Consider the following 14276-nt stretch of genomic DNA (forward strand, 5'->3'; position numbering starts at 1 on the left):
CCAATAAGTTCAAGCATCGGCCAGATCATCCGCATATATGTACATCGCTTCACGCAGGTACTTGGATAAGCCAGCTCCGTGACGGTCGATATTCTTGGCGAAGCGGCTGTCGTTTGCATAAAGATCAGCAAGACCGCGGAACATTTTCGGTGAACAATTATAGAAACGGTCCAACAGCGTATAATATGCCTGCATTTCGACTTGGACTTCAGGTGACTCCGGCGGCAAATGCATCAAATTGGAGACAGCGTTGTAAATCCGATCGCCTTCACGGTTGATTTCTTCGAGATCCTCTTCTTCTTTTTCCGGCTTTGCATTTGCGGTTGCAACTGCAGTCTCTGACTCATCCGTTGCAGTTTCTTGTGCCGGTTCCGGTTCGGTGAAATTAACATCTTCCAGAATTTCATCCTGGCCTGCAAAATCTTCTTCCACCTTTAGAGTTTCCATAGTTTCTGCTGCAACAGTTTCAACTTCTGCAGTTTCAACTTCAGCCGGCGGATCAAGATATAATTTGATGTTGTCGTCTGTTTTCTTGATGCTGAAGGGGGAAAAGCGCTGTTCATTGGTCAATTCCTGCACTCCTGCATATTCCAGCTGAGTGAGCTCAGCATTTTCTATCAATTTTTCGATTCGCTGTTTTTTCTGGCGTAATAATTCCGCATGTTGTGTCAAGGCAAAAGTGGCATCGAAACCTTCGGCTACCAACTCCTGGATTTTTTTAAGAGAAAATCCTAATTCTTTGAAAAATAAGATGTGTTGGAGCAGTTTCAAATCATCGTCATTATAATAACGGTATCGGTTGGATCCAATATTCGATGGTTTCAACAAACCGATGCTGTCGTAATGATGGAGAGTGCGGACACTGACTCCTGCTATTGTAGCTACTTCCTGTACTTTGTACATAATTAATCACCTCTTCCATTTGATTAGACTATGACGTTCCGTAAGTGTCAATACATTTTGGGCTTTGCAGAATAAAATGATACTTTATGCATGGAAATAAAACTGGATTCATGAGAAAAATTAAACTGGGAATTAAAATTTAGAAAATTCAAGATTTTTTTCAATCCACCTGTGAATTTATAGCTTAATGTGAAATAATGGATTTGTAAGCGCTTTCTTTTATGCGGACCATTTATAAAGGAGGAATGAAAATGAAGTTGACTAATTATGTGGACGGCAAATGGCAGGATGCTAAAAATCTTCAATTCGCAGCCGTATTGAATCCGGCGACAGGCAAAGAACTGGCGCAAGTTCAACTGTCTGGTGCATCAGATGTCGATAGAGCTGCAAAGGCAGCCAAAGCGGCTCAAAAAACATGGGCGAAAGTTCCGGCGCCAAAGCGGGCGTCGTATTTATATGAAATTGGCCGGATTATGAAAGAGCGCAAAGAACATCTGGCGCAAGTTCTGACAAAAGAAATGGGTAAAGTGATTGAAGAAGGCCGAGGTGAAGTGCAGGAAGGAATCGATATGGCTTTTTATATGGCAGGCGAGGGACGGAGATTATTTGGCGAAACAACGCCTTCCGAGCTGTCGGATAAATTTGCAATGAGTGTCCGTGCACCAATTGGAGTTGTCGGCTTGATAACGCCATGGAATTTTCCAGTGGCAATCGCTACATGGAAGTCTTTCCCGGCTATTGTGGCAGGAAATACTTTTTTATGGAAACCGGCAACAGAGACACCGATGATGGCTTATGAAATGAGCAAGATATTTGCTGAAGCTGGTCTTCCGGACGGAGTCGCCAATATCGTTTTCGGCACAGGGTCGGAAGTGGGTACCGCTATGATCGAGCATCCAGATATAAGAGTCATTTCATTTACCGGTTCGACCGAAACAGGAAGAAAAGTGGCTGAACTCGGGGGGCGGAACCTGAAGAAAGTTTCATTGGAAATGGGTGGCAAGAATGCAGTGATTGTCATGGAAGACGCCGATTTGGACCTGGCGGTTGAAGGCATATTATGGAGCGCTTTTGGAACAGCGGGCCAGCGTTGCACCGCTTGCAGCCGCGTTATTGTGCATAGGGAAGCGAAAGAAGAATTGCAGGACAGGCTTCTGGAGAAAATGAAAAGCCTGACGATTGGCGATGGTACGGATGAAAGCATCAAAGTGGGGCCAGTGATCAATAAAAAAGCACTTGAAAAAATCCATTCGTATATTGAAATTGGGAAACAGGAAGGCGCGGTGCTTCTTGCAGGGGGAGAGATCCTGACTGGCGGCCATTACGATAAAGGAAACTATTACGCACCGACATTGTTTACAAATGTGGCAGCTTCCATGCGCATAGCTCAGGAAGAAATCTTCGGCCCTGTCATTTCCATTATTGAAGTGGACTCTTTTGAAGCGGCCATCGAAGTGAATAACGGTGTCATTTATGGACTGTCGAGTTCGATTTATACGCAGGACGTGAATCGGGCATTTAAAGCGCAACGTGATTTGGATACGGGCATTGTCTATATAAATGCAGGTACGACCGGAGCAGAAATCCATTTGCCATTCGGCGGTACGAAAGGGACTGGCAATGGCCACCGTGATTCAGGTGTGGCGGCGCTCGATGTCTTTACTGAATGGAAATCTGTCTACGTGGATTTCAGCGGTAAATTGCAACGGGCACAAATAGATAACGAAATTTAAACAGGAAAGGGGCAGACCCAAGATGAAAGTAGCTGTGTTAGGTGCGGGGCTCATGGGCAAGCAGGCTGCAGGCGATCTTATCCAAAATGAAGAAGTGGAAAAAGTTTATCTGGCGGACGTCGACACTGGTAAAGCGGAAATTTTCAAGGAGACACTGAACAATGACAAGCTGGAAGTGCTCCATCTGGATGCGAATGACGATCAATCGTTGATATCGGTTATTTCCCGAGCGGATGTTGTAATCAATGCCCTTTTTTACACGTTCAATGTCAAGGTAGCGGAAATTGCGGTTGAATGCGGCGTTCACGCTGTTGACCTGGGTGGACATATCGGGGGCGCTACCGATGCCGTTTTGAACCTTCATGAAAAAGCTCTTGAAAAAGGCGTGACACTTATTCCGGATCTTGGCGTGGCTCCAGGTATGATCAACATCATCACCGGCTATGGGGCAGGCAAACTGGACCGGGTCAGTGATATCAAAATATTGGTAGGCGGCATACCTGTCCATCCGGAACCGCCGCTTCAGTATAATCACGTTTTTTCATTGGATGGGGTTTTTGACCATTACACAGATCCTTCGCATGTCCTGCGGGAAGGAAAATTATTGGAAGTTCCTTCGCTTTCTGAAATCGAACATGTCGAATTTGAAGAATTCGGCGAGCTGGAAGCTTTCCATACTTCTGGCGGAACATCAACAATGACAGAAACGTTCAGTGATATCGACAACTTGGAATATAAGACTCTTCGTTATAAAGGTCACGCGGAAAAATTTCAATTGCTTGTCGACCTCGGATTCACAGATCGCGAGAAAACGGTCACAGTAGACGGGCGGAAAGTTAAAATACGTGATGTTCTGAGGGAAGTTCTAACCCCGATTACCGAACTAGGAGAGAAAGAAGATGCAGTCGTGCTCAGGATAACGGTATCCGGTACAAAAGATGATGAGGGGATAACCTGCACCTATAACATGGTAACAAAAAAAGATCGCCAGTCAGGAGTGACAGCGATGGCCCGGGCGACTGCTTTTACCATTTCCGCAGTTGCACAGATGATTGGCACAGGCTTAATCGATAAGCGTGGTTCATATCCACCGGAACTTATTGTTCCGGGCGATGAATACATCAAGGAGATGGCAAAGCGCGGAGTTGAAATCAAAGAGACAGTGCAGCGGACAGCATTTCAGCAATAATAAAAAAGCATCTGGAGGTTTTCATATGGACTTCAGCTTTACAGAAGAACAAACATTATTAAGAAAGACTGTCAGGCAATTCGTGGACAACGAAATCCTTCCTCATATAGGAGAATGGGACAGTAAAGGCGGCTTTGATCCGATCATTTGGAAACGACTGGCAGAGCTCGGGCTGATGGGCGTTTGTATTCCTGAAGAATATGGGGGAAGCGGGATGGATTATAACTCCCTTGCAATTGTCTGTGAAGAATTGGAAAGAGGTGACACGACTTTTCGGACGGCTGTCTCCGTTCATATCGGATTGAATTCGCTGACGATCCTTCAATGGGGGACAGAAGAACAGAAAAGGAAATTTTTAATTCCGCAGGCTAAAGGCGAAAAAATCGGAGCTTTCGGACTGACCGAACCTGGAGCTGGTTCAGATGTAGCTGCAATTTCAAGTACTGCTGTCCGGGACGGTGAAGATTATATCTTGAACGGACAAAAGACCTGGATATCATTATGTGATTCGGCTGATCATTTCATCGTTTTCGCTTATACGGATAAAGCCAAAAAACATCAAGGCATAAGCGCTTTTATTGTTGAGCGTGACCGTGAAGGATTTTCCTCCAAAGCCATCAAGGGCAAATATGGGATTCGCGCAGGAAATACAGGTGAATTATTTTTTGAAGATGTTCGCATACCAGCCGGCAATAGGTTGGGCGAAGAAGGAGAAGGCTTCAAGATAGCGATGGCTTCTCTGGATAACGGCCGTTTTACAGTAGCGGCAGGAGCATGCGGCTTGATCAGCGCGTGTATGGAGGAAAGTGTAAAATACTGCCGCACACGTTCGACATTCGGAAAATTGATAGGTGAACACCAACTGGTGCAGCAGATGCTGGCGCGCATGGAAGCGGGGTATCAAATGAGCCGCTTATTGGTATACCGGGCAGGCGAGCTGAAGAATCAAGGCGTCAGGAACACAAGGGAGACATCCCTCGCAAAATGGCAGGCTTGTGATTTCGCTAACAAAGCAGGCGACGACGCAGTCCAAATCCACGGGGCTTACGGCTATTCGGATGAATATCCAGTCGCTCGCTTTTTGCGGAATTCAAAAGCGCCGGTGATTTATGAAGGCACCCGTGAAATTCATACGATCATGCAGGCGGAATATGTATTAGGTATGAGAGAAGATAAAGATTTGAACAAAATGCTGCCGAAATGGCCATTTGAAAATTGACGAGTATTGCTAAAGCATAATAATAGAAAGAGGCCGCAAAGAAAAGAACTTCTTTGCGGCCTCTTTTTTTCGTTCACCCCTCCATTTCAAGAGGGGTAGGGACGAACATTTTCAGTTTTTGGGGGAGGATTTCAATATCAGCCGGAGTTTTCAAATAGATCTCCCCATCCGTGTCGATGTCCAATGGCTCGTCTGTTTCAATGCCTACACGTGTCCCTTGGTAATGACGGATATGGGCCAGTTCTTCGATAGGGACATCAGGTTTGGACAATGAAAACCATTCCAAAATAGCGGCAATCGAAGAGGTTTGAATGATAAAGACATCGAGAAGCCCATCGGAAGGGTCGATTGAATCCATTGGAAAAGAATGGGTCCCTATCGATTTTCCGTTCATGACAAGTGCGAGTACGCCATTCTCTTCATGCTTTACGCCGTCAACACTCAAATGGATGGGAAATGGTTCGGTTTGCCGCATGGACTGCAGCCCGCTCATGAAATAACTCAACTTGCCGTAACGTTCCTTGAACTGGATATCAATATTTGTTGAAGCATCTGTGATAATCCCGATACCCGCGAAATTCAGGAAAGAATGGCCGTTGATACTCGCTGCATCAATTCCTTTTATCACTCCGCCAGCCAATTCTTCTGCAGCCAGGGTCAAGTCCATCGGGATATCAAGAGTTCGCGCGAAATCGTTGCATGTACCGCTCGGAATAATGCCCAGCGGCGGAGGTGCGGACACATCGGACAGCGCCTGCACAGCGTCGTGGATTGTGCCGTCTCCACCGGCGACAAACAGCGCGTCTGCGTCAGCAGCCAATGTTCTGCACGCAGCTCTCAATTCTTCGGGGCTGTTCGTCTGGATAAGTTCCAGTTTTTCAGAAACAGCCGCTATAGCAGGCGCGGTCATCGAGATGACGGAGTCTGCCGTGGACGCCCCTGCCTGTCCGTTATACAATAAAACTGAATGCTTAAATTTCGGCACGGTAAATCCTCCTTAAACTACTCTTATTAAATACATTTCCACTGGAAGCTTATCAATAAACAATACAGAATGATACTTAAGAAAAAATAATCTGGGAGTTGATGGAATGACGGACAGGATTTATTACCAGGACGCCGCTATACAGACGGCAACGGCTAAAGTTATAGCCAATGGCACCGATGAAAAAGGGAATTATGCAACGCTCGACCGCAGCTGCTTTTATCCTGAGGGTGGGGGACAGCCAGCCGATACAGGAATGATCGGTCAGACAGAAGTGACGGATGTGCAGATAATCAATGGAGAGATACGGCATTATACTGCCGACAAATTGAATAATGGCGAATATGAATTAATAATCGACTGGGAGCGCCGCTTTGATCATATGCAGCAGCATACAGGCCAGCATCTGCTGAGCGCCGTATTCGAGGATGAACTGGGCATGGCGACGAAAAGCTTCCATTTGGGGGCGGAAAAAGTTTCGATTGACCTGGATGTCCCGAAAATAAGCAAAGAACAAGTACGTAGTATTGAGCAGAAAGTGAATTCACTGATTTATAGGCAGATCCCTGTAGAAACAGAGTGGGTGACACAAGAACAGGCATCAAAAATGAAACTGCGCAAAAAGCCGGCAGTCGAAGGGGATATCCGGCTTGTAAAAATAGCGGACATCGATCTCAATGCCTGCGGAGGCACGCATTTACATAACATTGCTGAATTGGGTCTGCTGAAAATTATCCGCACCGAAAAAGCGAAAGGAGGCACGCGCGTTTACTTTCTAGCCGGAAAACGCGCAATGGCACATTTTGATTTGCTGCAATCAATAGCCGATCAATTGACAAATAGTTTGAACGCGCCGGCGGCTGAATTGCCGGAAGCGGCTGAAGCTGTTCTGAATGACAGGAAAACCAAGGAAAAACAATTGAGAACCATCTCGCTTGAATATTTAAAACTTGAAGCGGAAAACTTTAAACCGGATGGAAACCAGCTGATCATGGATTTCAGTGAACGGCCCTTCAAAGACGTTCTGCAATTGGCGAAACTGACAGCAGAAAATAACCCTTCTCTTTACTTGTTCTTCTTTATTTCGGAAGAAGGAAATGAACGCTTTGTCTGCGCCAAAGGCGAAAATGCACCAGGCGATATGAAGTGTGTTCTCGGAAAAATTATCGAAGACGCGGGCGGCAAAGTGGGCGGAACTGAGAGTCTGGCACAAGGCGGCATAAAGCGGGATGGCGGTCTGGAGGCCTATTCCGGGAAGTTTCGGAACTTAATCAGAGAAATTATATAAATTCTGTAACTTTTCTGTAATATGTCTGTCTAATAAAGTAAAAGCAGACAGAAAGGACGTGGATGATACATGAAGAAAAGAAGTTTATGGCTCATTGCGGCTGCACTTATAGCCGCTATAGGAATCGGTTTTGCTTTCATGATTGATAAAGTGTCGATAAGCGCCTCATCCATTGCATTGGCAGAACAAGGGTGGAGAGCCAACTTTTCTTCCCCGCTCCATTCTGATGCTATTGAAAAAGGGCATATTTATCTGACGGACGCAGAAGAAGAGCCGGTTGATGTCGAAATGACACTTCTGGAAAACGGAAAGACCCTTGAAATACCAGAAATTTCAACAGGGCAATACATCCTGCATGTGAAAAAATCAGCGATAAAAGGTAAGTTCCTGAAAAGCCTTGCCAGCAGTCAAGTGGAATTTTCGGTTCAGGAAGAAATTACCGCGTTGTCCAATGAAGAAGAACTGAAAGCATATTTTAAACAATTGCTCGAACTGCAGAAAAACAATGAGCGATATGGTGCTTTCGGTGAAGGTTCCGGAATGGCGACTGAAGAATCGGCTGCCAGTGATTCAGCCGGATCAGGCGAAAGCGGCAATCACTCTTCCACCAATAACCAGGTGGAAGGGGTTGATGAAGCGGATCTCGTAAAAACGGATGGCTCATATATTTATTCGATCAGCGATTCAAGAGTGCTGATAACGGATGCGCGGAATCCCGATGATTTGACGGAAGGCGCGGAATTATTGCTGGAGCCGGAAATGTATCCACAGCAATTATTCCTGTCAGAAGACATTTTGGTGGTGATGGGCAGCCAGTACGGCGCGGCGCCGATGGAAGGGAAAGTCGACGCGGAAATAGCTCCACATATATCCTTGACCAGCATTATTTTTTATGACATCAGCGATCCGGCTTCACCGCGGATGCTGCGGAAAGTTGGAACGGAAGGAAATTTGAACGGTGCGAGACTCACAGACGGTATCCTCTATTACGTAACGAATAATTATCCGGATATTTGGATGATGGAGGAAGAGGATGATGTTGAACTTCGCCCGATGATTTTCGATTCGAAAAATGGAAATAAATTTTCCGCTTTGCCGTACGACCGGATCTCTATTCTGCCGGGTACCATGGAAGGCAGTTACAGCATAGTTTCTGCCATCGACCTGTCTGATCCGGAAGAAAATGAAGTATCGACAGAAGGCTTTCTCGGCGGCAGTGAGCAGCTCTATATGACGAAGGAAAACCTTTATTTGACAGCGTCAGCTTATGTGCCGATGGATGAAGAGGAAACGGACGACAATATGTCTATGGACATTTGGATTCCGCAATTGGCGAACACCGAAATCTTTAAATTTGCATTGGAGAAAACGGATATCACTTTCCTTGCTTCCACTGAAGTGAAAGGATCTTTGCTGAATCAATTTTCGATGGACGAATACAACGGTTTTTTCAGAATTGTAACTACTGAAGGGGTGGCATGGGATGAAGCCTCGCCTTCAAAAAACCATCTCTTCATCATGGATGGCGGTATGGAACAGGTGGGATCAGTCGAAGACCTGGCGAAAGGCGAAAGGATCTATTCAGCCCGCTTCATGGGAGATAAAGCTTATATGGTGACTTTCAAGGAGACAGATCCTTTATTTGTCATCGATGTAGCGGTGCCATCTTCGCCTCAGGTGTTGGGAGAGTTGAAAATACCCGGTTTCTCCAATTACCTGCATCCATTGGGTGAAGACCACCTTATCGGTTTTGGTTCCGATACGAAAGTGGAATCCTCCAAAGAAGGAGAAGCGCGGGTGGTTACAGGAGGCATGAAAATCTCTTTATTCGATGTCAGCGATTTCAGCAACCCGGTGGAAAAAGATACGGAAGTGATTGGCGGGCAGGGAACCAGTTCCGCCCTGCAATACGATCATAAAGCATTGTTCACCCATCAGGAGAAAAGTCTCTTCGGCTTCCCGGTTTCCCTCTATAGCGAAACCAACGGGGACTACATTGAATTCGAGGGCGAAGGGGCGATGATCTATACCATCACTCCAGAAGGCATCGAACAGACGGCGGATCTCGTGAAGGAAAGTTCAGCCCAATACGAAGATTGGAACAGCAGCATCCAGCGGATCATTTATATTGAAGATTCACTATTCACAATCGCCAACAGCGAAATAAAAAGCTATGACTTGAACACATTTGAAATCAGGGACACTATCGAATATTGAATACAGAAAAAACGTGCCAGGAAATTTTCACCGGCACGTTTTTTTATTGCCAGAAAAGGGAAGGGAAATAGTATTCTGAAAATTCACTGGAGGGATAGCAGATGAAGGGTGTAACTTTTCAAGGTGCGAAAGATATTCAGGTGAAAAATGTCAAAGATCCGGAGATCCAGAAAAAAGATGATATCATCATTAAAGTCACTTCCACGGCGATTTGTGGATCCGACTTGCATATTTATCAGGGTGCATTGCCGACTCATAAGGATTATGTCATCGGCCATGAGCCGATGGGGATAGTGGAGGAAGTCGGTTCTGAAGTCACTAAAGTGAAAAAAGGGGACCGTGTCGTCATTCCTTTTAACGTGAGCTGTGGGCAATGTTTCTACTGTAACCATGAAATGGAAAGCCAATGTGACAACTCGAACAGCAATCCTCACTTTGATACCGGCGGATACTTCGGCTTTACAGAACGCTATGGCAATTATCCAGGCGGCCAGGCAGAATACTTACGTGTGCCTTATGCCAACTTCATGCCGTTTGTCATTCCGGAATCATCGGAGCTTGAAGATGAGTCAGTATTATTCCTGTCTGATGTTCTTCCTACTGCCTATTGGAGTGTGGAGAATTCTGGGGTTAAACCAGGCGACACCGTTGTCGTTCTGGGTTGTGGACCAGTAGGGCTGATGGCGCAGAAATTCGCCTGGATGAAAGGTGCTTCACGCGTCATTGCAGTTGATGAATTGCCATACCGTATGGAAAAGGCTAAAAGAATAAACAACGTTGAGATTGTCGATTTCAGCCAGCACGACAATACAGGCGCATTCATACATGACCTTACACAAGGCGGAGCGCGAGTCGTCATCGATTGTGTTGGTATGGATGGCAAGAAATCTCCAATGGAAGCGGCGCAGCAGAAACTGAAACTGCAGGGCGGTACTTTAAGTGCCATTGATATTGCAAAAGATGCCGTCAGCAAATTCGGTACGATTCAACTGACTGGCGTATACGGGTTAACTTATAACATGTTCCCGCTTGGCAATATTTTCGAACGGAATGTAACGATGAAAATGGGACAGGCGCCGGTAGTCCACCTGATGCCGAGGATTTTTGAAATGATCAACAGCGGAGAAATCGATCCGCGAGAAATCATTTCCCATGTGATGCCGATGGAACAGGCCAGCGACGCCTACCAGATTTTCAACGATCATACAGATGAGTGCACGAAAGTTGTGCTTAAGCCTTAAACGGATGAATAGAATGGACTTAAAACGTTCCGCATATGCGGAGCGTTTTATTTTTGGTCCATGTGCTGTATCATTAGGTCAAGTGTAGAGGGAAAGGGGGGACTCCTGTGAATCAGGCAGGTGAGACCAGAAGGGAATTAGCGCTTGATTGTTTCCTTTTGGCGGGAAAAATCATGATGGAAAGCGGAGCGGAGACGTATCGGATAGAAGATACGATGATCCGTATGGCGGTTTCACAGAAAATGATGGATTCACATTGTTTTGTAACGCCGACAGGCATCATGTTCTCTCCAAGCAACGAGCTGGCCACCAGATTCGTCCGCATCAACAGCAGACGGACGGATTTGGAGAGGGTGGCATTGGTGAACGCGGTTTCCAGGAGACTGGTATCCGGGGAGCTGACGCTTCAACAGGCGTATGATGAAATGCTGATCATTGATCAAACGGATTATATGTTTCCGTTACAGATACAGGTGTTGGCTGCTGCTGTAGCCAGTGGCTGTTTCCTTATTCTGCTTGGCGGAGGCTGGGAGGATTTGCCCTTCGCTTTCATAATCGGGGGTACAGCGTTCTATATAGTTGAAATGATTCTGATACAAACAAGGGTCAAATTTTTCGCGGAATTTGTCGGGGCACTGGCAATCGGTTCGCTGGCATCACTGGTCATTTATGCAGGGCTGGGACAGGATTTGGATACCATCATCATCGGTTCCGTTATGCCGCTGGTACCGGGCTTATTAATAACCAACGCTGTAAGGGATCTGATGGCGGGGCATTTTGTGTCAGGCTTGTCCAAAGGCGCGGAAGCTTTTCTCACCGCTTTTGCCATCGGTGCTGGAATTGCGCTCGTACTTTCATTTTAAAGGGGGGATTGGATGAACTGGCCACTTGAAGCCTTTCTGAGTTTTTTGGCTGCAGGCGCATTCGGCGTCGTTTTCAATACTCCACGCAGGACACTTGTCAGTTGTGGACTGGTCGGCATGAGCGGCTGGCTGATCTACCGGATGTATTACCTTGTATTTGATGATTCGGTGCAGGCGACTTTTGCAGGCGCGTTTGTAGTGGCATTAGTCGCTCATATTCTTGCCAAGAAGTTTAAAATGCCTATGATCGTTTTCAGTATCGCGGGAATTATTCCTTTGGTGCCGGGGAGCAGGGCTTATAATTCGATGCGCAGCATCGTGGAAAATAATTATCTGGAGGCCATCTCCTTCGCTGCGGATGCTCTTATGATTTCAGGGGCAATTGCGATGGGGCTGGTATTTGCGGAAGTGCTGATGCAGCTTGTCTTCAATTATCAGGCGAAAAGAATGCAAAAGAAAATCGGTATGACACGGAATTAAGTTCCGCGGCATACCGATTTTTTATTTTTCTTAAGCATTTTTCAACCAAGTTTCCAATTCGTTTGCTGTCATCGGATGACCAGTGATATAACCTTGAATGCTGTCACAATCCATAACTCTCAAAAGTTCCAGCTGTTCTTTGGTTTCAACACCTTCAGCAACCACCTGCAAATCGAGTGACTTGCCGAACTGGATCATTCCGTTTATAAGCTTTTGCATTTTTTCCTGCTGTGTAATCGATTGGATTATGTCTTTATCAATCTTCAGACTGGAAATTGGCAGAAGCAGCATATAGCGGAACGAAGCGTAGCCGGTACCGAAATCATCCAGTGAGAATGAAATCCCTTTTTGATGCAATTGCTTCATCTGGCGTACAATCGAGTGTTCCGCTTCAGCTTCCAAAGCGAACTTCTCGGTGATTTCGATGGTCAGCCTGTTGGCATCACAGCCATTGATGGTCAAGTGTTCCATGAACAAGCGCGCCATATCTTTATCGCGGAACTCGCGGATGGAGGAGTTGATGCTGACATTCATCGGAATATCACGGGATCCCCAGTCCTTTAATTGTCTGCAGACAGTTTCGATAACGAACTTACCGATCTCATGTATCATGCCATTTTCCTCGGCAATCGGAATGAGTTCATCGGGAGATACAATTCCGGCTTCGGTATCCTGCCAGCGGACCAACGCTTCCACACCTTCAACGTCTCCGGTTTTAAGATTGATCTGCGGCTGGTAAAGCACCTCCAGATTCTTTTTGTCGAGCGCGTGGATCAGGCGGCGTTCGATAAGCGCTTTACGGTTCAAACGTTCATGGTCATCTGCTGTCAATGCTGAGATCGCACTGCCGCCGCGTTCTTTTATTTTTTTGATTGTAGCGTTAGAGGCCTTCATAAGATGCACGAAAGTTTGCTGATCTTCAGGATAACGTGTAACCGCTCCGCTGACTGTCAAGGGAATAGCGGTTCCTTGAATGTAAATCGGATGCTGCTGCAAATAAGCAAGGAACCCTTCGATGAACCAATGGCTCAACGGAGTCACCAATGCGAACTCGTGCAGACCTGTCCGTGTAATCAGGGAATCCGAAAAGTACATCCGCAGTCTTTTCGTGAATTCAATCAGCAATTCTTTTTCTGTGTCGCTATTGGAAACGTCCCGCAATGTATAGAAATGGTCGATATCGAAAAATACAAAAGAAAAATGCTTTCGTTCTTCGATGAATTCATTGACCACCTGCTCAAGGCGATGGCGATTCTCTAGACCGGTGACCGAATCGATAAACGCGATTTGTTCCAGGTAACGCTGCGTTTCTTTAGCTTCTGTAATATCTTTCTCCAGGAATATGTAGTAAGTTTCAGCACCTGTAAGTATCATAGGGATGGCAGTTAAATCCACCCAGTAGAAGTCCCCGTCTTTCTTCACTTTCTTGGCTTCGCCGTTCCAGACTTCACCCTTTTTCAAGGTTTCCATCAATTCCTCGATCAACTGGTGATCTTCTTCTGTGTCCCCGAACATTTGCCAGATAGGCTTGCCGAGTATACGTTTTGGCGTCCATCTGCTTAACTTCAGGAAATGCGGATTGGCATAGGTGATCAGGAATTCTTCATCGAAATAAAGCATCATGAAGGATTCGTCCAAGCCGTCCCGTAAGCTTTCCAATTCCCTTGCGGGGGAGTCGGCTTGCTGTGCTTCATCCATTTCAAATATAGTCAGTATAAATTTTTCTTTTTCGGATTTAAAGACTTTCGTTACAACCGTCGTATATGTCAGTGTCCCATTGCCCAGTTGGACTTCAACATCTTCAAGGCGAATCGGATCTTTACTGTTTATCATCTTTTCCCATGAACACTTATAAAGAGCAGCTTTTTCGGGATTCATATAAGGGTTGATCTGGCCTTTGACTGAATCCGATTCAATTTGAAAAACTCTTTCTGCATGGCGGCTGCACCAAACGGTTTGGCCGTTTTCGTCCATAATTATTATGGGAAAAGGGATATGGTTGAAAACGAGATTATCAGCCAGCAATTCTTGCAATTCACTCATTCCATAACGCTCCTTCTCCTAAGTCTACTCCCATTATAGGGGAGAAAAGACGTATCGTCATCCTTTTCAAAACATTCATGTTTTATTTTAGGGAATTAGTGAATTTATTACTATG

Annotated in this window: 11 protein-coding genes; 8 read left to right on the forward strand and 3 right to left on the reverse strand. The window is 45.8% G+C overall.

Annotation, left to right across the window (positions count from 1 at the left end; all coding sequences use genetic code 11):
- Positions 1 to 9: 9 nt before the first annotated feature.
- A complete protein-coding gene (locus tag CXF70_RS07150) occupies positions 10 to 903 on the reverse strand; it encodes a MerR family transcriptional regulator (protein WP_101802077.1) in 894 nt (297 codons plus the stop codon).
- A 251-nt stretch (positions 904 to 1154) separates the two neighbouring features.
- Between CXF70_RS07150 and CXF70_RS07155 the strand changes: the two genes are divergently transcribed.
- Genes CXF70_RS07155 through CXF70_RS07165 form a run of 3 tightly spaced genes read left to right on the forward strand, consistent with a single transcriptional unit; the run spans position 1155 to position 5044 of the window.
- Positions 1155 to 2636 (forward strand): aldehyde dehydrogenase family protein, encoded by a 1482-nt coding sequence (locus CXF70_RS07155; RefSeq protein WP_101802078.1) that lies wholly within the window; start codon positions 1155 to 1157, stop codon positions 2634 to 2636.
- Positions 2637 to 2658: 22 nt separating this feature from the next.
- Positions 2659 to 3825 carry a saccharopine dehydrogenase family protein gene (locus tag CXF70_RS07160; RefSeq protein ID WP_101802079.1) on the forward strand — a complete coding sequence of 389 codons (1167 nt, stop codon included), beginning with the start codon at positions 2659 to 2661 and terminating at the stop codon, positions 3823 to 3825.
- Positions 3826 to 3850: 25 nt separating this feature from the next.
- Entirely contained in the window at positions 3851 to 5044 is a 1194-nt protein-coding gene (locus CXF70_RS07165; protein WP_101802080.1) for an acyl-CoA dehydrogenase family protein, read from the forward strand.
- Positions 5045 to 5117: 73 nt separating this feature from the next.
- Here the strand turns inward: CXF70_RS07165 and CXF70_RS07170 are convergent, their stop codons facing one another.
- Positions 5118 to 6029 (reverse strand): diacylglycerol/lipid kinase family protein, encoded by a 912-nt coding sequence (locus tag CXF70_RS07170; protein ID WP_101802081.1) that lies wholly within the window; start codon positions 6027 to 6029, stop codon positions 5118 to 5120.
- A gap of 106 nt (positions 6030 to 6135) precedes the next feature.
- Here CXF70_RS07170 and CXF70_RS07175 point away from each other — a divergent pair, with 106 nt between their 5' ends.
- From CXF70_RS07175 to CXF70_RS07195, 5 genes are all read left to right on the forward strand, one after another.
- A complete protein-coding gene (locus tag CXF70_RS07175; RefSeq protein WP_101802082.1) occupies positions 6136 to 7317 on the forward strand; it encodes an alanyl-tRNA editing protein in 1182 nt (393 codons plus the stop codon).
- Between the two features lie 69 nt (positions 7318 to 7386).
- Positions 7387 to 9534 (forward strand): beta-propeller domain-containing protein, encoded by a 2148-nt coding sequence (locus CXF70_RS07180; protein WP_101802083.1) that lies wholly within the window; start codon positions 7387 to 7389, stop codon positions 9532 to 9534.
- A gap of 101 nt (positions 9535 to 9635) precedes the next feature.
- Entirely contained in the window at positions 9636 to 10775 is a 1140-nt protein-coding gene (locus CXF70_RS07185) for a zinc-dependent alcohol dehydrogenase (protein WP_084244064.1), read from the forward strand.
- A gap of 107 nt (positions 10776 to 10882) precedes the next feature.
- Positions 10883 to 11638 (forward strand): threonine/serine exporter family protein, encoded by a 756-nt coding sequence (locus CXF70_RS07190; RefSeq protein WP_084244066.1) that lies wholly within the window; start codon positions 10883 to 10885, stop codon positions 11636 to 11638.
- A 12-nt stretch (positions 11639 to 11650) separates the two neighbouring features.
- On the forward strand, positions 11651 to 12118 hold the full coding sequence (locus CXF70_RS07195; protein ID WP_101802084.1) for a threonine/serine exporter family protein: 468 nt from the start codon (positions 11651 to 11653) through the stop codon (positions 12116 to 12118).
- 30 nt (positions 12119 to 12148) lie between these two features.
- Here the strand turns inward: CXF70_RS07195 and CXF70_RS07200 are convergent, their stop codons facing one another.
- A complete protein-coding gene (locus tag CXF70_RS07200; RefSeq protein ID WP_101802085.1) occupies positions 12149 to 14161 on the reverse strand; it encodes a sensor domain-containing protein in 2013 nt (670 codons plus the stop codon).
- Between the last annotated feature and the right edge of the window lie 115 nt (positions 14162 to 14276).

Origin of the sequence: Planomicrobium sp. MB-3u-38 (assembly GCF_002836425.1) — a bacterium.
Taxonomy (GTDB): Bacteria; Bacillota; Bacilli; order Bacillales_A; family Planococcaceae; genus Planococcus; species Planococcus okeanokoites.

Bases quoted from the DNA above. Each gene is read 5' to 3' on its own strand.
- CXF70_RS07150 (WP_101802077.1), bottom strand. From the start codon at position 903: ATGTACAAAGTACAGGAAGTAGCTACAATAGCAGGAGTCAGTGTCCGC.
- CXF70_RS07155 (WP_101802078.1), top strand. From the start codon at position 1,155: ATGAAGTTGACTAATTATGTGGACGGCAAATGGCAGGATGCTAAAAAT.
- CXF70_RS07160 (WP_101802079.1), top strand. From the start codon at position 2,659: ATGAAAGTAGCTGTGTTAGGTGCGGGGCTCATGGGCAAGCAGGCTGCA.
- CXF70_RS07165 (WP_101802080.1), top strand. From the start codon at position 3,851: ATGGACTTCAGCTTTACAGAAGAACAAACATTATTAAGAAAGACTGTC.
- CXF70_RS07175 (WP_101802082.1), top strand. From the start codon at position 6,136: ATGACGGACAGGATTTATTACCAGGACGCCGCTATACAGACGGCAACG.
- CXF70_RS07180 (WP_101802083.1), top strand. From the start codon at position 7,387: ATGAAGAAAAGAAGTTTATGGCTCATTGCGGCTGCACTTATAGCCGCT.
- CXF70_RS07185 (WP_084244064.1), top strand. From the start codon at position 9,636: ATGAAGGGTGTAACTTTTCAAGGTGCGAAAGATATTCAGGTGAAAAAT.
- CXF70_RS07195 (WP_101802084.1), top strand. From the start codon at position 11,651: ATGAACTGGCCACTTGAAGCCTTTCTGAGTTTTTTGGCTGCAGGCGCA.
- CXF70_RS07200 (WP_101802085.1), bottom strand. From the start codon at position 14,161: ATGAGTGAATTGCAAGAATTGCTGGCTGATAATCTCGTTTTCAACCAT.